Here is an 18,018-nt window from a genome sequence, read left to right on the forward strand (position 1 = left end):
AATGCACTCTAATAAATATAATAGATGAAAGGGTAATTTGCATGAATAATTCTTCATTAAAAAAGAACGCCTTAAATATTTTATTAGGTACAACCATATCACTTGGCTCGATTGCTCTTTTAAATAAACTTGTTTTTGTAAAAGCTGCTAAGCAGAATATACTTTATGCAGAGCAAAAAGACTACTATCATTGGCGTTACGGTAATATATTTTATACTGTGAAAGGATCAGGTTCCCCTATATTACTCATACATGGTATAGGAATAGGAAGCTCCAGCTATAACTTTAAAGAAATTTCTCAGCAATTAGCGGAGAATCATACAGTTTACGAAATTGATTTATTAGGGTTTGGTCGTTCTGATAAACCAAAAATAACTTATACAGCATACTTATATGTTCAGTTAATTTCGGATTTTATTAAGAACGTAATTAAGCGCCCAACTGATGTTATCGCAAGTTCATTATCAGGTGCATTTGTGACAATGTGTTGCCATCAAAATGAAGATCTATTTAAGAACATTATGTTGATTAATCCATCAAGCATACAATCATTAATCAAATATCCTAATCGATTATCTAATCTTAGTAGAAAGCTATTAGAATCTCCTTTAATAGGGACATCTATATATAATTCAATGGCATCTAAATATTCGATTAGAAAATTTCTTCAGGAAAAAGGTTTCTATAAGAAAGAGAAAGTTTCATCTAAGATGGTTAAAGTATTTCATGAATCTTCACATTTAGGTCATGTTAATAATAAATACCCATCAGCTTCATTCTTGACACATTATATGAACATTGATATTAGAAATGCATTTGCGGCTATAGATAAGAGCATTTATATTGTATGGAGTAAAGATAATCAATTTACTAATGAACCTATTATACAGCAGTATAATGAACTAAATCCATCAATAGAATATAGTACAATTGATGATTCAAGACTATTACCACACCTAGAAAAACCTCAAGAATTCCTTAATATTTGTGATATCTTTTTTTAGAATTACTAGCATGTATATCCATTAAATTAAAAGCATATAACCCTCTTACAGTTGGGTTATATGCTTTATTAATATATTAATAACTACTCCTTCTTATCTACTCCACTTCTCATTATATACATTTTGGCTTTCTTAACCAGCATTTAGAAATTGACTACTTTAAATATTTATCCACATATTATTTCAATAACTAAGCCTTTGAATTGATTTTTTAGTTGTGTATAAATCCATGAAAATAATTTCAGTGTATTATCCACATGTTAATAACCCCTTAATAAGTCGCATAATCTAAGAGCTAAACTTAACTCTGAAGTAAAAAAAGAGCAATAAAAAACCTTAAGCATGTTCTGCTTAAGGTTTTATTCATCCACAACATCCGCCTACGTCACGGTCTCTTTTCATATGGATATGATCTATACCCGCTTCATCAAAAATGTCACCATAGGCTATAAATCCTAGTTTTTCATAGAACTTTTTTACAGATAACTGGGCATGTAATTGGACCTCTTTTGCACCTTCATCGAATGCTTTTCTAACCATCATCCGTACTAAAAAGTCACCTATACTCTTCCCCCTATACTCTCTTAGAACAGCTATTCGTCCTAACATAAAAATAGAATCATCTGTTTCAAAAAGTCTGCCAGTAGCCACGGGTTGATTACCTTCATAGATGATAATATGGTCAGCTTGGCGATCATATTCGTCATATTCTAATTCTTGAGGAACATTCTGTTCTTCAACAAATACTTTTTTACGTATTTCAAAGGCTTCATGTAAATTATCCGTTCCTTTTTTCCAAACACCTTTTATCATTGCCATCACCTTCATTATCATTCATCAATATCTAGTTAAGTAAGTAGTAAGTAAAATAAATTTTATATTATGGTATTTAAGTAATTATATTCCATAATAATAGGTGCCATGATTAAATCATCCATATCAAATAAAATAATATTAATTAACAGGAATTTTAATGCTTATCTCATAAAAATCCTCACCTTTATTAACATCATAATTAATATCGACACCTGAATCCTTCATCACATCTACTGCTTTTTCAACTGTATTTGTAAATAATCGTATATCCTTAATAAATCTTCTAATTTTTCTCTTTTGCTTACCTTGTTCTTCTTTGGAATCCAAAATGTCATCCATAACTCGTCCAATTAAATCCTCTGTTTTTGCTACGTTTAAATTCCGATCAGCTATCATCTTAATAACCTTTATCTGTAGCTCCTCATTCGGTAATTTTAATAAGGCTCTAGCATGCCTCTCAGTTAATTGGTGCTCTGCTATTTCCTTTCTTATATCGCTACTAAGCTTTAATAAACGAACCTTATTAGCGATGGTCGATTGACTCTTACCAACTTTTTTTGCCACGTCTTCTTGGGTCATACCGTAATCAGAAATGAGGTTGACAAAACCTTCAGCTTCCTCAAAGTAGTTAAGATTTTCTCTTTGCAGATTCTCAATTAAAGCTAAAACCGCACTATCTTGATCAATTACCTCCACTAACACAGCCGGTATGGTATCTAATCCAACCATCTTAGATGCTCTTAATCGTCGTTCTCCCGCAATAAGTTCATAACTATCACCAGTTAATTGACGTATACTTATAGGTTGCATAACGCCATACTCACGTATTGAATTTGCTAAATCATTTAACGCTACCTGATCGAATACACGTCTAGGCTGGTATGGATTTGGTCGTACACGATCTAAAGATACATTCAATATTTTTAAATCTTTGCTCATCCTACTCCCCCCCTTGTTCTTCGGGTTTTTCATTTGTTACAGAGGTCTCTTTTTAATTTTACTTGGTTTTCTTGGATATTTCAATGGTGTTTCATTAACTTTATTAATAATGACTAAATTGTGTTTAAGATCACTGAAGGGTATGTCTATATATTTAATTTCTTCGATTTCCCCTCCTAAAATCTGGATTGCGTCTCTAGCATTATTTATTTCCTCGGAAATAGAAGGACCTTTTAACGAGATAAATTTACCACCGGTTTTAACGAAAGGTAAACAGTACTCTGTTAACACAGCTAAATCAGCTACAGCTCTCGATACACTTAGATCAAACTGTTCTCGATATAGCTCATTCTGTGCTGCATCCTCAGCTCTACTGTGTACGCACTGAACTTTTTCTAAGTCTAATACTCTAACGACCTCATTGAGGTAATTAATACGCTTATTTAATGCGTCAATAGCTGTTAACTCAATTTTAGGATGTGCAATTTTTAATGGAAAACCAGGAAAGCCTGCTCCTGTTCCAACATCCACTACTTTTAAAGATTGATTAAAATCATGCCCCGCGCAAACGCTTATAGAATCTAAGAAGTGCTTAATATAGACATCTTCTAACTCTGTAATGGCTGTTAAATTAATTTTTTCATTCCATTCAACTAAAAGTTGATAATATTGATGAAACTGTTTCACTTGATCATCACTTATAATAACTTCTAAATTTTTGCATCCCTCAACTAAAATATCTTTATGATTCATACTATCCCTCGTCTTTACTTTTTCTACGTGATTGCTCCATATAAACAAGTAATACTGAAATATCTGCTGGAGATACTCCAGAAATACGAGAAGCTTGACCTACAGAGCGTGGTCTCACCTCACTGAGTTTTTGACGGGCTTCAATACGTAGTCCTTGGATTGAATGATAGTCAATTATCTCAGGTATATATTTTCGCTCAAGCTTTTTGAATTGCTCCACTTGCTTCATTTGACGGCTAATATAGCCCTCGTATTTAAGCTGAATATAAACTTGTTCCTTTACCTCATCAGATAGTTCCACTCTGTCTGGATCAATAATAGCAATTCTTTCATAGTCCAATTCAGGACGCTTCAGTAGTTCAGCCAAAGTGGCTCCAGACTTCAATGTAGAGCTTCCTTGTTTTTCTAAAAATTGCTGTACCTCTACTGTAGCACCAATGGTCTTTTTCATTAAACGTTGTATTTCACCATTAATTTGACTTCTTTTTTCTTCTAATTTTGAATAACGCTCTTCGTTTATTAACCCGACCTCAAAACCTTTTTCAGTTAATCGAAGATCCGCATTATCTTGTCTCAATAAGAGACGGTATTCTGCACGTGATGTCATCATACGATAAGGTTCATTAGTACCCTTTGTAACTAAATCATCAATTAAAACACCAATATACGCTTCTGAACGGTCAAGTACTAATGGTTCTTCCCCTTTAATCTTCAAAGCGGCATTTATACCTGCAATTAAACCCTGCGCAGCTGCTTCTTCATAACCTGAGCTACCATTAAATTGCCCAGCACTGAATAAACTATTGACAGTTTTGAATTCAAGGGTTGATTTCAATTGCAATGGATTAATACAGTCATACTCAATGGCATAACCAGTTCGCATGATTTCACAATTTTCTAAACCCGGTATAGTTCTTAACATATCTCTCTGCACATCTTCTGGTAAAGAACTGGACATTCCCTGAACATAATATTCATTCGTAAACTCGCCTTCTGGCTCTAAGAAAAGCTGATGACGATCTTTATCAGCAAACCTAACGATTTTATCTTCAATAGAAGGACAATAACGTGGTCCAGTCCCTTCTATATCACCACCGTATAGAGGAGAACGATCTAAATTATTTCTAATAATCCTATGGGTTTCATTGTTTGTATAGGTTAACCAACAAGGAATTTGATCACGCATGATATCTTCTGCTTTGTTAGTGAATGAAAAGGGAACTATTTTTTCATCCCCTTCTTGTATCTCCATCTTGGTAAAATCAATGGTACGAGCATCAATACGAGCTGGGGTTCCTGTCTTAAATCGATACAGTTCCAATCCTAACTCTCTAAGCGATTCTGATAGGTTATTAGCAGCTTGTAAACCATTTGGACCACTATTAATACTAACCTCTCCGTAGATACAACGAGCTTTTAAATAAGTCCCTGATGCTATAATAACAGCTTTACAAGGATAGAAAGCTCCTGATATGGTCTCTATGCCAATCACTTGATCCTCTTCAACAACGACCTTTGATACTTCACCTTGACGTATATAAAGATTATCCGTATTTTCTAAAACCTGTTTCATTTCTTTTTGATAAGCGAACTTATCAGCTTGAGCTCTTAATGAATGAACAGCAGGTCCTTTACCTGTATTCAACATACGGGATTGTATAAAGGTACGATCAATATTTTTACCCATTTCGCCACCTAGGGCATCTATTTCTTTAACCAAATGTCCTTTTGATGTCCCTCCGATACTAGGGTTACAAGGCATCATGGCAATACTATCTAAGTTTACAGCAAAGACAATCGTATTAAGCCCCATCCTTGCAGTTGCTAAAGCTGCTTCACATCCTGCATGACCTGCACCAATAACAACAACATCGACTTCTTTATCTTTATAAATCATGTTATTTCCCCTTATTCTATATCTATGATTTCAGGATCATAAGTAAATTTCATCTTATTTCATATAGCATATAGTATTCGATTGACTTTTGATACCTAAATCATCTATTGAACTAAATGAATGTTAATCACCTATTTACCAAGACAGAACTGACTAAAGATCTGATCAATAATACTATCACTGACTGAATCCCCAGTAATCTCCCCTAGAGATTCATAGCAATTCTTTAGATCAATAGCAAAACAATCTTCTGGCATTCCTATAACAATAGAGTCTAACACATTCATCAAACTCTCTTTAGCCTTTAATAACGCATCCTTATGCCGTACATTGGTAATGTATGTGTTTTCATTAACATCAATATTTCCCATCAAGAACATGTCTTTTAATAGGAAAGAAAAATTATCAAGACCAACCTCATCTTTTGCTGAAATTTCAACATAGGATGCATGGTGTAATTTTGACTTAACCATCTGTAAATCCAGTTGACGCGGAAGATCACTTTTATTAAATACTATAATGGATTTTTTATCCTTAATCAACTCCATTATGGTTAGATCTTCATCTGTTAACTTTGATGATAAGTCCAACACTAGAATAGCTAAATCTGCTCTATCAACATATTCTTTAGATTTCTCTACACCTATTTGTTCCACAATATCCTCTGTTTGACGTATACCAGCTGTATCGAAAATCCTTAGTGGGACGCCATCGATATTAACAAATTCTTCTAGAACATCCCTTGTTGTACCAGGAATCTCAGTAACAATAGCCCTTTGTTCTCTTAATAAAGCATTCATAAAGGAAGATTTACCTACATTGGGTTTACCAACTATAACTGTTATAATTCCTTCTTTTATAATTTTTCCTGAATCAGCTGTTTTTAATAAGGTATCAATAGATTCCATAAGCTGTCTTGAATCCTTATCTATTTTATCCTCTGTCAAGTGTTCTATATCATACTCAGGATAATCGATAGAGGCTTCAATATGTGCTATCATTTCTATCAATTGACTTCTTAAGCCATTGATTTTATGGGTTAAGCTACCTTCTAATTGACCAACAGAGGTTTTGAGTGCTAAATCTGTTTTAGAATTAATAATATCCATGACAGCTTCAGCCTGAGATAAATCAATTCTTCCATTTAAGAAAGCTCGTTTGGTAAACTCACCTGGTTCTGCCAATCTCGCTCCATAACGGAGAAGTAATTGTAAAATATTCTGAATGACGATCATACCACCATGACAGTTAATTTCAATGACATCTTCTCTGGTATAGGTATGAGGTGCTTTCATTAGCATGACTAAAACTTCATCTATTATTAAATCTTCTTCTGGATCTTTGACATGACCGTAATATATTCTATGGCTAGAAAGCTCCTTAAGTAGCTTATTTTTCTTACTAATAAATATCTGATCAACAACTTCTATAGCTGTATCACCTGAAACACGTACTATTCCAACACCTCCTGATCCTGCTGGAGTTGAAATACCAACTATTGTATCACTCATCAAAATAATCACCTTCATATCTATTGAATTTAATATTTGATACAATTTTTTGTTTATTATTCTATTATTTCATTATTTACAATTTACCTTTTGCTAAGAAAGAACTACATATTTTGTTGTCTATTCATAAAGTGCTATTTTTATATTATTCGAAATTTACTACTATTCTATAAGAGAAATAATACTTTTGTGTTAAACATTTAAGTAGCCCGCATCGTTATTATAATTTCATAATAATTTTGCGGGCTAAATTATTATTAACATTTACACTCGTTCACTAACTTACTACCTGTTATAACCAACTAGATCCATTGAACCTCACTTATTTATAAGCAAATTCAACTTAAAGTCTATTTTCTTCTAGCAGGTGTAATGATAACACGTCTATAAGGTTCGTCACCTTCACTATGTGTATCAACACCCCTATCATTTTGTAATGCTGAATGAATAATGCGTCTCTCAAAAGGATTCATAGGTTCAAGAGAAACTTTCTTACCTGTAGTTTTTACCTTCTTTGCTAAACTTTTTGCTAAATTTTCAAGTGTTTCTTTTCTTCTACTTCGATAGCTTTCAGTATCAATCTTAACACGTATATAACTCTTCGTTTTCTTATTAACAACTAAGCTAACTAAATACTGAAGGGAATCTAATGTACTACCTCTTTTACCAATAAGAATTCCCATATTATCGCCACTAAGGTCAATAAAAAGCTGGTTCTTTTCATCAAATTTACTATCAATTTGAACAAATAAACCCATTTGTCTAAATATGTCTTTCAAAAAAGCTTCCGCAATTTCTTTAGGATCAGCTTTCTTTGATACTCTTACAATTGCTTGCTTAGCGCCGAATAATCCTAAAATACCTTTTGAACCTTCACTAATAACTTCAATATCAACTTGATCACTTGTAGTACCTAGTTGAATTAATGCTTCCATTATTGCATCATCAACGGTACGACCAGTCTTTTCAATATAATCCATTCACATTAACCCCCTTAGTGTAACCACTACTCTTGGTTAGATGGCTTTTTATCTTCTTTATTAGTAGTATCCTTATTACTTTGTGCTTTATCTATCGGCTTTTTATTTTGATTACTTGATGGCTTTTTCTTATTATTTGATCCCTGAGGATTCTTTTTCTTTTTAGCTCCTGAAGACTTTGTAGCATCTTCAGCTAATTTACGTTTACGAGCTGCTGCTCTCTTTGCTTTCATTTTACGCTCTTGTTCAAGTCTTTCTTCTTCCTCTTTGTCCATAATTTTATTGATAATAGCTTGTTGAACAATTTGGAAAACGTTACTTGTAATCCAATATACAGATAAACCTGCTGGTGTTGTCGCTGAGATAAAGATCATCATAACAGGGAATACCATGTTCATAATTTTTTGAGTTTGTTGAGCTGTATCATTCTCAGGTTGCTTTGCATTCTTCGCCTTTGAACGTGCCATCATCAATCTCGATTGTAGGAAAGTTGCTCCACCGGCTATTAGGGGAATGATAATACCTGGGAATCCCCATCCTGGGGCAACAGATAAATCAAAAATTCCTAGAGTCAATGTGATTTGCTTAGCATTAACTAATGCAGTTTCAATTTGACCTTGTAATGCAGGGAATGAACCATAGAACTCTGCCCACTGATCAGGAGTAAACTGATAAACAACATCAATGATCTTCGTCGCCATTGCAGGATCAAAATCCTGAACATATATACTATAAGTCTCTTGCATTTGTTGAATTAATGCTGCACCACCATCTGCACTCAAAATAATTTCAGCAATATTTGTATAGATCATATTCAGTTGATCAATATAAGCTGGTGCATATCTAAACAATTGATACAATGCTAGGAAGATTGGAAACTGGATAAACAATGGTAAACAGCCACTAAAAGGACTGGCATTATTCTTTTTATAAAGCTGTTGCATTTCCATTTGCATCTTTTGCTGAGATTCAGGATCTTTTTTATTTTCATATTTCTTTTGCAACTTTTGTATTTTCGGTTGTATCAACTGCATTTTACGCATTGATTTTTGCTGCTTAATCATCATTGGCATCATTAAGAACTTAACTAACAATGTGAAAACAATAATCGAAATAGCCAATGAATTAGCTGGCGTTAGGGAATAAACCAAATCAAAAATAAAATTCATAATGTATGCAAACACATTTGCAATTGGACCAATTAGAAATGAGTCCGACTGTGTTAGCATTGCTACGGGCAACATAACGTTCACTTACCTATTCCTCCTCATGTAAAATCAAAGATGTAATCCTTACTATTATATCATATAATCCAGCATTTACCTAGGACAAACTCCTCTCTCCTTAAAAAGTGAACCTTTCACTTCATTAAGGTACAGGATCATATCCTCCAGGATGAAAAGGATGACATTTTAATATTCTTTTTACAGCTAAATAACCACCCTTTAACGCACCATGCTTAGAAACTGCTTCATACGCATAGTGTGAACAAGTAGGTTGAAACCTACAACTTGGCGGTTTATGTGGTGAAATACACTTTTGATAAAATTTAATTAAGAACAAAAAAATCTTTTTAAGTATCTGTTTCATGAAATCACCTTTTTTGAATGCTCATCGATTTATAAGACCATGTCTTCTTAATAAATGTATTAAAGATTTAGAAATATCATGATAGCTTTTACCTTTAGAGTTGACTCGAGCTATGACAACTAAATCATATCCCGTATTAATCAGATCTTCATTTAAGCGATAACTTTCACGAATCAATCTGGTTACTCTGCTTCTAACAACACTATTACCGACTTTTTTGCTTACCGATATACCTAATCGATTATATGTATTGTCATTTTTTAAAATATACATTACTAGATTACTATCTGCTAAAGAGCGACCTTTTCCATACATGCGACGAAAGTCTTTCCTTTTTTTTAATGATTCAGTCTTTTTCATTACTAGCTCCAAATCCTCTTCAAATAAAGTGATTAGTTCTAAAAGTAGCGAGATAACTTTTAGTGTTAATCATAAGTAGTATCTTCTAAAGTTCTTACTTGATTACTAATATATATTTATTCAATACTCCCCTATTTTATAGTTCACAAGAATATGCTCTCTATATGAATTATTTCATAAACCCAATGTTTTTAATCGAAATTAATTAAAAATATGTTAGGAAAGTCTCATTTACATCATGCATACAAATGATCATATGCTTACGGCTAATCAATTTTCATATAAATATCTTTGAATTTTATAATAAAGTTACTTAATTATTATAAATTTCGTTTCACTACCTTGATCGAATAAGTTGAACATTACTGGACTATAATAGGCTATATATCATTCATGATAACTTATCCAGCATCAAATTAACATAGAATTCAAATTAAAGCAGGAAAATATAGTTACTAACTATATATCTTCCTGCTTCAACTTATTCATCTCAAACATATAATTAGGTAGAAACTCGATTTTTGCTTCTAATAATACAAAAGACCACATTGCTGCGGCCTAAGCTGACAATACTTTTCTACCTTTTGCTCTTCTTCTTGCTAGCACTTTTCTACCGTTAGAAGTTCTCATTCTTTTTCTGAAACCGTGTTCTCTTTTTCTTTGTCTTTTTTTAGGTTGGTAAGTTCTTTTCATTCAAGGCACCTCCTTCAACCGCAAGTATTCTCTATTTATATATCTTATTAGCCTAATGAGCACTATTTTTATTATAGTAAATAAGCTTCTCATAGTCAAGAAAATGTTTTACAATTTCCATAATTTTTAAGTCTATTTTATCCTAACCACTTTATTGTCTCATAATACCCTCAAAAAAATACATTAATCTAAATGAGTTTTACTTATATAATTAGGTTCAATTTTTATTGCTTAATTAACAAATTATATGAGCAAATAACAGGGTGAAGTATAAAAAATTTCTAAACTATACGAGGATTCTTCTTAATTTATCAAATTACCCCACCTTTATACACACATTTTTATTGTTAATAACTTTTAATCCCTATTGCTTATCCACAGAAAATTTGATATTATATATAAAGGTATGTGGATATGTATATATCCTTTTTTTATCCACAAATTGTGTATAACTCTGTGGATATATTTTTTTGACTTAAAAATAATGCGCTTATATAAAGAAATTATGTCTCTTAATAACTTTATGCACAGTATTAAGATTCTTATGCGCACTTAATGCCCTTATTTTGACCCAATTTTGACTATGAACATAAAAGATACAAGTTATCAACAAGTGTTAATAATATGTGCATAAGTTATTAATACTATAGAATGATTAACTCTCGAAGAGTACTTTGATGAACTTCTTTTGCACTTTTTGCGTTTAATCATATAATAATTAATCCTTTTAGGGGGAAACGGGATGAAAGACATTAATACAATATGGAGTAATGCTATGGAAGTATTACAAGAAGACCTAACTAATGTTGCTTTTAATGCCTGGTTTAAAGATTTAAAGCCTCTAGATCTTTCAGATAATACATTGATTATTGAAACAGGTAATGAACTAGCCAAGGATGTCATACCAAATAAATATAGTGACAAGATCCTGGAGATTTTACAAGAGTATGATGGCAACATTAATAATATTTCTATTGTATTAGAAGGTGAGTACCAAAAATCGACTGAAACCAAACAGACGTCTATTAACTTCAATAGACAAATAAATAATGTCAATCCTACGCTTAATTTAAACCCAAAATATACTTTTGATACCTTCGTAGAAGGTAACAGTAATCGATTAGCCTATGCAGCGTCAATAGCTGTTGCTGACTATCCTGCTCGTGCATATAATCCATTATTTATATGGGGTGGATCAGGACTTGGAAAAACTCACCTCATGCAATCAATTGGTCATTATATTTTAGATGATGATCAATCTAAAAAAATTCTTTATGTTTCTGCAGAGACATTTATGAATGAGCTAATTGCCAGCATAACCAAATCAACGAACTCCAAGTTTCGGGATAAATATCGTAAGATTGATATTTTACTTATTGATGATATACAGTTTCTAGGTGGTAAAGAAGGTACCCAAGATGAATTTTTTCATACCTTCAATACTTTATACGAAGCCAATAAGCAAATTGTCATATCAAGTGATCGACCACCTGAAGAAATAGAAAAGTTAGAAGAGCGTATACGATCTAGGTTCAAATGGGGTCTTATTGTTGATATTCAACAACCTGATTACGAAACCCGTGTGGCTATTTTAAGAAAAAAAGCAGAGCAAGATAACTTAACTGTAGATCCTGCTGTGTTTGATTATATTGCTACTAATGTGGTTTCCAATATTAGAGAACTTGAAGGTGCACTAACTCGCATACTTGCCTTCTCCAAACTAGTAGGACCTGGTCGAAAAATAGATCTTGAGTTAGCAATGGAGGCCTTAAAAGACTTTATGTTTAATGATGCACACAAGGCAATCACCGTTGATCTTATTCAAAAAGTTGTAGCTGAGCGTTACAATTTAAAATCAGAAGACCTTACTTCGAAAAAAAGAACGCGAAACATTGCCTTCCCAAGACAGATTGCAATGTACCTCTGTCGCCAATTAACAGAACTCTCATTACCTCAGATCGGAAAAGAATTCGGAGGTCGTGATCATACGACAATTATCCATGGTAACGAAAAAATTACGACAGATATGAAGGACAATGTAGAGCTTCAGAAGATTATTGAAGACCTAACCAAACAAATTACTGGCAAATAATTCATTAAAATTCAATTATCAACACGGCTATGTTAAATGACAGTTGATAGACCTGTGGACAAAAAATAATGAATGTTATATATGTTAACATTGTGGATAAGTGAATAAATAAAAATTATACTATCCACAATGTTATTCTTATGCACATTTCCACAGTTTATCGCTTTTTTTTGACTTATTCACAAATTAACAGGCCCTACTACTACTATTACTATAAATAACCTTTATAAATAACTATTTTTCTATGGAAGGAGTTACTCACAATGAAAATCATATGTGAAAAATCTGCTTTATTAAAAGGAGTTAATACTGTATTAAAAGCTGTATCCAATCGAACAACTTTACCAATATTAGAATGCATTTTATTAAGTGCAGAATTTGATCACTTTAAACTTGTTGGGAATGATTTAGAATTAGGAATCGAAAGTAATGTTGCTGCTGAAGTAGTTGAAAACGGTTGTGTAGCCTTAGAAGCTAAAATCTTTTCAGAGATCATTCGTAAATTACCAGATTCTAAAGTAGAAATAATCGTTAATGAAAAAAATATTACAACGATTAAGTGTGCTCATTCTGAATTTAAGATTGCAGGTCAACCAGGAGATGAGTTTCCTTTACTCCCAGAAGTCAATAAAGATAAAAAAATCATCATGTCTCAGCTTCTTTTGAAAGATATGATTAGACAGACAATTTTTTCAACTGCAAGTGAAGAGACACGAAAAATCTTAACTGGTGAACTTATCGATATTCATGGTACTTCATTGAATATAGTTGCTGTTGACGGCTATCGTGTATCATTACGCAGAACCCAATTGTCAATTGAGAATGAGAATATAAAAGTTGTCGTTCCAGGAAAGACACTTAGTGAAATAACTAAAATTTTATCAGGTGAAGATGAGGCTGAAGTAGCTTTATACGTAACAGATAAACATATTCTTTTTGAGTTAGGCGATAGTATTGTCGTATCAAGGTTATTAGAAGGTGAATTCTTAAAATACGAGCAAGCCTTCAGTTCTGATTTTGAAACCATGATAACAATCAATCGAAAAGCGTACTTAGATAGTATTGAGCGTGCTGCCCTTATTTCTAGAGATAGTAAGAATAACCCGGTTAAAACAGAAATTAAAACTGATAAAATGATTATTACATCCAATACTGATCTTGGTACAGCCTATGAAGAAGTGGATATCGAGATGGAAGGTAATGAAATGGTTATTGCATTTAATCCAAAATACATCATTGATGCCTTAAAAAATATTGATGATGAAAAAATTAGAATCACCTATACTTCACCACTAGCCCCTAGTGTCATAAAACCAGTAGAGACTGATGCATTTAAATATCTCATCTGTCCAATTCGTTTTAACGGGTAAGTCTATGAATGAGAAAGATTTTAGAGAGACCATTGAATTAAATTTCGATGGTCTTTTTTAGAATCTTTTTTTGTCTTACTATCGGGTTTATGTTATAATAAAATTTAGGGCACAATATAAATAATAAGAAAATCTCATATAAGTGTTATCAACTTTTATGTTAATTATTAGTTGGATTAATTGAGATTCAGTGCATGAAGAAACAATAGTAAGAGGATTAGAGGCGATAATATGCAAGAATTAAAAATTGATACAGATTTTATAAAATTAGGTCAAGCATTGAAGCTAGCCGCCATTGTTACATCAGGTGTAGAAGCAAAGTTTATGATACAAGAAGAACAAGTCATGGTTAATGACGAAGTCGATGCGAGAAGAGGCAGAAAGCTTTACGAAGGTGATGTAGTATCAGTGGAAGGCTATGAATCCTTTAAAATTGTAAAATAACGGTGAGCATACGATGTATGTAAATAATTTAAAATTAAATAACTATCGCAACTATGAAAGTTTAGATATTGAATTTAAAAAAGGTATTAATATAATTTATGGTAATAATGCCCAAGGTAAGACCAATATACTTGAAGCCATTTATTATTGTGCTACAGCAAGATCACATCGGACCAATTATGATAAAGATTTAATCTTATGGGGTCAGAATGAAGGGCATATTAATCTTGAGGTACAAAAGAAAAATAATGAAATTATCGATATTCATTTTAGAAAAAGTGGTAAAAAAGGTATCGCTGTGAATAAATATCCCATACAAAAATTGAATCAGCTGTACGGAACTCTTAACGTTATACTTTTTTCACCAGAAGATTTATCCCTTGTCAAAAAAGGTCCATCAGAACGTAGAAAATTTATAGATATCGAATTATGTCAAATTGATAAAATTTATCTTTATAATCTTCAACAATATCACAAAGTACTTAAACAACGAAATAATCTATTGAAAGCTGTAGCCTATGGTAAAGGTGATAAAGCTACCATTGAGATATGGGATGAACAACTAATAACATTTGGTTCAAAGCTTATAAAAGCACGTTATGATTTTATTAATGAACTGAAAAATTATGTTATGGAGATTCATGAGCAGATAACCAATGGTAAAGAAAAGTTGATCATCAAGTATGAAAAAAATTGTGAAGAACAATATTTTTCAAATCTTTTAAAAAAGAATGTAGATAAGGACATCAAATTTGGCAATACTTCAATTGGCCCCCATCGTGATGATTTAGCTTTTAGAGTTAATGATATTGACTTAAGAACCTTTGGTTCTCAGGGACAACACCGAACGGCGGCGCTATCTTTAAAGCTGGCAGAAATCGATTTGATCAAGCAAAAAACCAATGATTTACCAGTGTTATTATTAGATGACGTCTTATCTGAATTAGATGATTCACGTCAGAAACATCTCTTAAGTACCTTGGAAAATATTCAAACCATTGTTACATGTACTGGTGTTGAAGATTTTATTCATAAAGGGATGGAAGTCGATCGCATGATAAAAATAAGTTCTGGAGTTGCTGAGATCGTTAAATAACTATAAGTCGTTGAACCAATAATTTAGCAATGGGGAGAAATTTCATGTGTATATATTAGCTTTATTGGTGCAAGGTACCGGTTTCTATAAAGTAAAAGTGAGTTATCTTGTGCAGAAAGCATCAAAGTAAGTGAATAATTTCAGAAATGATGAAGCCAAATGGTTAATTTACAGAATATTGAAGAATTAACAACTTGAAGATATTGATAATTTAATGTATAATAGATATGTTATGCTATTATTAGGATTGGAGTGATCCTGTATGTTTTTGCACATTGGTGCAGATAAGGAAATATTAGTGAAGAATATTGTAAGTATCCTCAGTATGACCTATGCAGCTCAATCCGAAATAACAAAAGAATTCATAAAGATGGCGGAAGACGATGGCTTTGTAAAAAGAATTAGTGATGATGAAGCTAAGTCCGTAGTCGTTGTTGATGAAAATGGACAATATTATCTCTATTTTTCGCCCATTAATTCGGTGACACTACAAAATCGTTTATACGCCAATGATCAAATAAATTTGCTTAGCAATAAGCACATGATGTAGGAGGGATTTGGGATGGCAGCATCTGACTATAATGCATCACAAATTCAAATATTAGAGGGTCTTGAAGCGGTTCGTAAGAGACCGGGTATGTACATTGGTAGCACCTCTTCTAAGGGGTTACACCATCTTGTTACAGAGATCGTCGATAATGCAGTAGATGAAGCACTTATGGGCTTCTGTGATAAAATTATTGTTAATATTCATAATGACAATTCCATTTCCGTTCTCGATAATGGACGTGGTATTCCAGTTGGACTTCATCCGACAAAGGGAATTCCAGCCGTTGAAGTTGTATACACCATTCTCCATGCAGGTGGTAAATTTGGTGGAGGCGGTTATAAGGTATCTGGTGGTCTCCATGGTGTAGGTGCTTCAGTTGTTAATGCCCTATCAGAATGGACAAAAGTTCAGGTTTATCAAGATAATAAAATACATGAACTGAACTTTGAAAGGGGTAAGACCCTGCATCCGCTTAAAGTAGTGGGTACCACTGAGGTAACTGGTACTTTCGTCCACTTTAAACCCGACGATGAAATATTTGAAGAAACAGTATACAGTTTTGATATCTTAAGACAACGCTTACAAGAAACAGCTTTCTTGACTAGAGGTTTATATATTGAGTTAAATGACTTGAGAGAAGGCGAAGAAAAAAGTAAAACATTCCATTACGAAGGTGGTATTAGTGAGTTTGTTACATACCAGAACAAAAACAAAACACCACTTTACGGAGATGTTTTTTATGCTGAAGGCGACAAAGATGATGTACATGTAGAAATTGCATTTCAACACAACGATTCCTATGTTGAAAATGTTTTTACCTACGTTAATAATATTAATACACCTGAAGGTGGTACTCATCTCAGTGGATTTAGAACTGCGTTTACGAAGACATTAAATGATTATGCACGTAAAAATAAAATTCTAAAAGAAAATGATAAAAACCTTGCAGGTGAGGATTTAAGAGAAGGTATCACTGCCATTATTAGTATAAAAATTGGTGATCCTCAGTTCGAAGGACAAACAAAGCAAAAACTAGGTAGTAGTGAAGCAAGAAGTGCTGTTGATAACATTTTATCTGAAAGCTTGACTTTCTTCTTAGAGCAAAATCCAAGAGTTGCTAAAATAATTCTTGAAAAGGCAGTTATGGCTTCTAGAGCTCGCGAAGCGGCAAGAAAAGCTAGAGACTTAACAAGAAGAAAAAGTGTACTTGAAAGCACTAGCTTACCTGGTAAGCTTGCCGACTGTTCCGATAAGGATCCAAGTAATTGCGAAATATATATTGTCGAAGGGGATTCTGCGGGTGGTAGTGCTAAATCCGCAAGATCACGACAAACTCAAGCTATTCTACCTCTAAGAGGTAAAATCCTTAATGTAGAAAAAGCTCGATTAGATAAAATTTTAGGTAATAATGAGATTAAAGCTATGATTACTGCATTTGGTGCTGGTATATCTGATGATTTTGCTATTGAAAAATTAAGATACCACAAAATTGTTATTATGACCGATGCCGATGTGGATGGTGCTCATATTCGTACATTGCTACTCACTTTCTTTTATCGCTATATGCCACAGTTGATTGAAGGTGGTTATGTATACATTGCACAACCTCCACTATACAAGGTTGAGAGAAACAAAAAGTCTTATTATGTCTATTCAGACCGTCAATTAGAAAAGTTATTAAATGAATTAGGTCGTGATAAAAATAATAAATTACAACGATACAAAGGTCTTGGTGAAATGGATGCAAACCAATTATGGGAAACAACCATGGACCCAGAGAAAAGAACTTTATTAAGAGTTGATATGGAAGATGCAGCTGCTTGTGATGAAGTATTCACAACACTTATGGGTGATAAGGTTGAACCAAGACGTGAATTTATACAATCTTATGCAAAGTATGTTAAAAACTTAGATATATAATAC

At 32.8% G+C, this 18,018-nt stretch carries 17 protein-coding genes; 7 read left to right on the top strand and 10 right to left on the bottom strand.

The features are described from left to right. Window positions 1–41: 41 nt before the first annotated feature. Window positions 42–1,004, top strand: coding sequence for an alpha/beta fold hydrolase (locus tag C1Y58_RS22900; RefSeq protein WP_157950255.1), 963 nt, complete (start codon window positions 42–44; stop codon window positions 1,002–1,004). A 363-nt stretch (window positions 1,005–1,367) separates the two neighbouring features. Here C1Y58_RS22900 and C1Y58_RS22905 read toward each other — a convergent pair whose 3' ends face one another. The 10 genes from C1Y58_RS22905 to rpmH all read right to left on the bottom strand — a co-directional run bounded on the left by C1Y58_RS22905 (window position 1,368) and on the right by rpmH (window position 10,543). Then, window positions 1,368–1,817 carry a GNAT family N-acetyltransferase gene (locus tag C1Y58_RS22905; RefSeq protein ID WP_207655806.1) on the bottom strand — a complete coding sequence of 150 codons (450 nt, stop codon included), beginning with the start codon at window positions 1,815–1,817 and terminating at the stop codon, window positions 1,368–1,370. A gap of 141 nt (window positions 1,818–1,958) precedes the next feature. After that, window positions 1,959–2,759, bottom strand: a complete 801-nt coding sequence (noc, locus tag C1Y58_RS22910) for a nucleoid occlusion protein (protein ID WP_105619196.1) — start codon at window positions 2,757–2,759, stop codon at window positions 1,959–1,961. 36 nt (window positions 2,760–2,795) lie between these two features. Beyond that, on the bottom strand, window positions 2,796–3,512 hold the full coding sequence (gene rsmG, locus C1Y58_RS22915) for a 16S rRNA (guanine(527)-N(7))-methyltransferase RsmG (RefSeq protein WP_105619198.1): 717 nt from the start codon (window positions 3,510–3,512) through the stop codon (window positions 2,796–2,798). A gap of 1 nt (window position 3,513) precedes the next feature. Further along, entirely contained in the window at window positions 3,514–5,409 is a 1,896-nt protein-coding gene (gene mnmG, locus C1Y58_RS22920) for a tRNA uridine-5-carboxymethylaminomethyl(34) synthesis enzyme MnmG (RefSeq protein ID WP_105619200.1), read from the bottom strand. A gap of 131 nt (window positions 5,410–5,540) precedes the next feature. Then, window positions 5,541–6,920: a tRNA uridine-5-carboxymethylaminomethyl(34) synthesis GTPase MnmE gene (gene mnmE, locus C1Y58_RS22925; protein WP_408646612.1), complete on the bottom strand. Its 1,380-nt coding sequence runs from the start codon at window positions 6,918–6,920 to the stop codon at window positions 5,541–5,543. Between the two features lie 350 nt (window positions 6,921–7,270). Then, window positions 7,271–7,900, bottom strand: a complete 630-nt coding sequence (gene jag / locus C1Y58_RS22930) for an RNA-binding cell elongation regulator Jag/EloR (protein WP_105619204.1) — start codon at window positions 7,898–7,900, stop codon at window positions 7,271–7,273. A 26-nt stretch (window positions 7,901–7,926) separates the two neighbouring features. Further along, window positions 7,927–9,144 carry a YidC/Oxa1 family membrane protein insertase gene (locus C1Y58_RS22935; RefSeq protein WP_242985460.1) on the bottom strand — a complete coding sequence of 406 codons (1,218 nt, stop codon included), beginning with the start codon at window positions 9,142–9,144 and terminating at the stop codon, window positions 7,927–7,929. 124 nt (window positions 9,145–9,268) lie between these two features. Beyond that, window positions 9,269–9,490 (bottom strand): membrane protein insertion efficiency factor YidD, encoded by a 222-nt coding sequence (gene yidD, locus C1Y58_RS22940; RefSeq protein ID WP_105619208.1) that lies wholly within the window; start codon window positions 9,488–9,490, stop codon window positions 9,269–9,271. Window positions 9,491–9,511: 21 nt separating this feature from the next. Further along, on the bottom strand, window positions 9,512–9,850 hold the full coding sequence (gene rnpA / locus C1Y58_RS22945) for a ribonuclease P protein component (RefSeq protein ID WP_105619210.1): 339 nt from the start codon (window positions 9,848–9,850) through the stop codon (window positions 9,512–9,514). Between the two features lie 558 nt (window positions 9,851–10,408). Beyond that, entirely contained in the window at window positions 10,409–10,543 is a 135-nt protein-coding gene (gene rpmH / locus C1Y58_RS22950; protein WP_105619212.1) for a 50S ribosomal protein L34, read from the bottom strand. Between the two features lie 742 nt (window positions 10,544–11,285). Here rpmH and dnaA point away from each other — a divergent pair. From dnaA to gyrB, 6 genes are all read left to right on the top strand, one after another. Further along, window positions 11,286–12,635: a chromosomal replication initiator protein DnaA gene (dnaA, locus tag C1Y58_RS22955; protein WP_105619214.1), complete on the top strand. Its 1,350-nt coding sequence runs from the start codon at window positions 11,286–11,288 to the stop codon at window positions 12,633–12,635. Between the two features lie 263 nt (window positions 12,636–12,898). Further along, the gene (dnaN, locus tag C1Y58_RS22960) at window positions 12,899–14,005 is read left to right on the top strand and encodes a DNA polymerase III subunit beta (protein WP_105619216.1); all 1,107 of its coding nucleotides are present in this window, start codon (window positions 12,899–12,901) and stop codon (window positions 14,003–14,005) included. Between the two features lie 231 nt (window positions 14,006–14,236). Next, complete coding sequence (locus C1Y58_RS22965) at window positions 14,237–14,449, top strand: RNA-binding S4 domain-containing protein (protein WP_105619218.1); 213 nt, start codon at window positions 14,237–14,239, stop codon at window positions 14,447–14,449. A gap of 13 nt (window positions 14,450–14,462) precedes the next feature. Continuing rightward, a complete protein-coding gene (gene recF, locus C1Y58_RS22970) occupies window positions 14,463–15,545 on the top strand; it encodes a DNA replication/repair protein RecF (RefSeq protein WP_105619220.1) in 1,083 nt (360 codons plus the stop codon). Between the two features lie 262 nt (window positions 15,546–15,807). Continuing rightward, window positions 15,808–16,095, top strand: coding sequence for an extracellular matrix regulator RemB (remB, locus tag C1Y58_RS22975; RefSeq protein ID WP_105619222.1), 288 nt, complete (start codon window positions 15,808–15,810; stop codon window positions 16,093–16,095). Between the two features lie 12 nt (window positions 16,096–16,107). Next, window positions 16,108–18,015 carry a DNA topoisomerase (ATP-hydrolyzing) subunit B gene (gyrB, locus tag C1Y58_RS22980; RefSeq protein ID WP_105619224.1) on the top strand — a complete coding sequence of 636 codons (1,908 nt, stop codon included), beginning with the start codon at window positions 16,108–16,110 and terminating at the stop codon, window positions 18,013–18,015. Window positions 18,016–18,018 lie beyond the last annotated feature (3 nt).

The sequence above is a fragment of the Vallitalea okinawensis genome (assembly GCF_002964605.1).
Taxonomy (GTDB): domain Bacteria; phylum Bacillota; class Clostridia; order Lachnospirales; family PQDH01; genus Vallitalea_A; species Vallitalea_A okinawensis.

What these genes read in the sequence shown, in the direction of transcription:
- mnmE (WP_408646612.1), bottom strand. Translation starts at nt 6,920, where the DNA reads ATGAGTGATACAATAGTTGGTATTTCAACTCCAGCAGGATCAGGAGGT.
- noc (WP_105619196.1), bottom strand. Translation starts at nt 2,759, where the DNA reads ATGAGCAAAGATTTAAAAATATTGAATGTATCTTTAGATCGTGTACGA.
- recF (WP_105619220.1), top strand. Translation starts at nt 14,463, where the DNA reads ATGTATGTAAATAATTTAAAATTAAATAACTATCGCAACTATGAAAGT.
- yidD (WP_105619208.1), bottom strand. Translation starts at nt 9,490, where the DNA reads ATGAAACAGATACTTAAAAAGATTTTTTTGTTCTTAATTAAATTTTAT.
- dnaN (WP_105619216.1), top strand. Translation starts at nt 12,899, where the DNA reads ATGAAAATCATATGTGAAAAATCTGCTTTATTAAAAGGAGTTAATACT.
- mnmG (WP_105619200.1), bottom strand. Translation starts at nt 5,409, where the DNA reads ATGATTTATAAAGATAAAGAAGTCGATGTTGTTGTTATTGGTGCAGGT.
- C1Y58_RS22965 (WP_105619218.1), top strand. Translation starts at nt 14,237, where the DNA reads ATGCAAGAATTAAAAATTGATACAGATTTTATAAAATTAGGTCAAGCA.
- rpmH (WP_105619212.1), bottom strand. Translation starts at nt 10,543, where the DNA reads ATGAAAAGAACTTACCAACCTAAAAAAAGACAAAGAAAAAGAGAACAC.
- C1Y58_RS22905 (WP_207655806.1), bottom strand. Translation starts at nt 1,817, where the DNA reads ATGATAAAAGGTGTTTGGAAAAAAGGAACGGATAATTTACATGAAGCC.
- rnpA (WP_105619210.1), bottom strand. Translation starts at nt 9,850, where the DNA reads ATGAAAAAGACTGAATCATTAAAAAAAAGGAAAGACTTTCGTCGCATG.
- jag (WP_105619204.1), bottom strand. Translation starts at nt 7,900, where the DNA reads ATGGATTATATTGAAAAGACTGGTCGTACCGTTGATGATGCAATAATG.
- remB (WP_105619222.1), top strand. Translation starts at nt 15,808, where the DNA reads ATGTTTTTGCACATTGGTGCAGATAAGGAAATATTAGTGAAGAATATT.
- gyrB (WP_105619224.1), top strand. Translation starts at nt 16,108, where the DNA reads ATGGCAGCATCTGACTATAATGCATCACAAATTCAAATATTAGAGGGT.
- C1Y58_RS22935 (WP_242985460.1), bottom strand. Translation starts at nt 9,144, where the DNA reads ATGTTGCCCGTAGCAATGCTAACACAGTCGGACTCATTTCTAATTGGT.
- dnaA (WP_105619214.1), top strand. Translation starts at nt 11,286, where the DNA reads ATGAAAGACATTAATACAATATGGAGTAATGCTATGGAAGTATTACAA.
- C1Y58_RS22900 (WP_157950255.1), top strand. Translation starts at nt 42, where the DNA reads ATGAATAATTCTTCATTAAAAAAGAACGCCTTAAATATTTTATTAGGT.
- rsmG (WP_105619198.1), bottom strand. Translation starts at nt 3,512, where the DNA reads ATGAATCATAAAGATATTTTAGTTGAGGGATGCAAAAATTTAGAAGTT.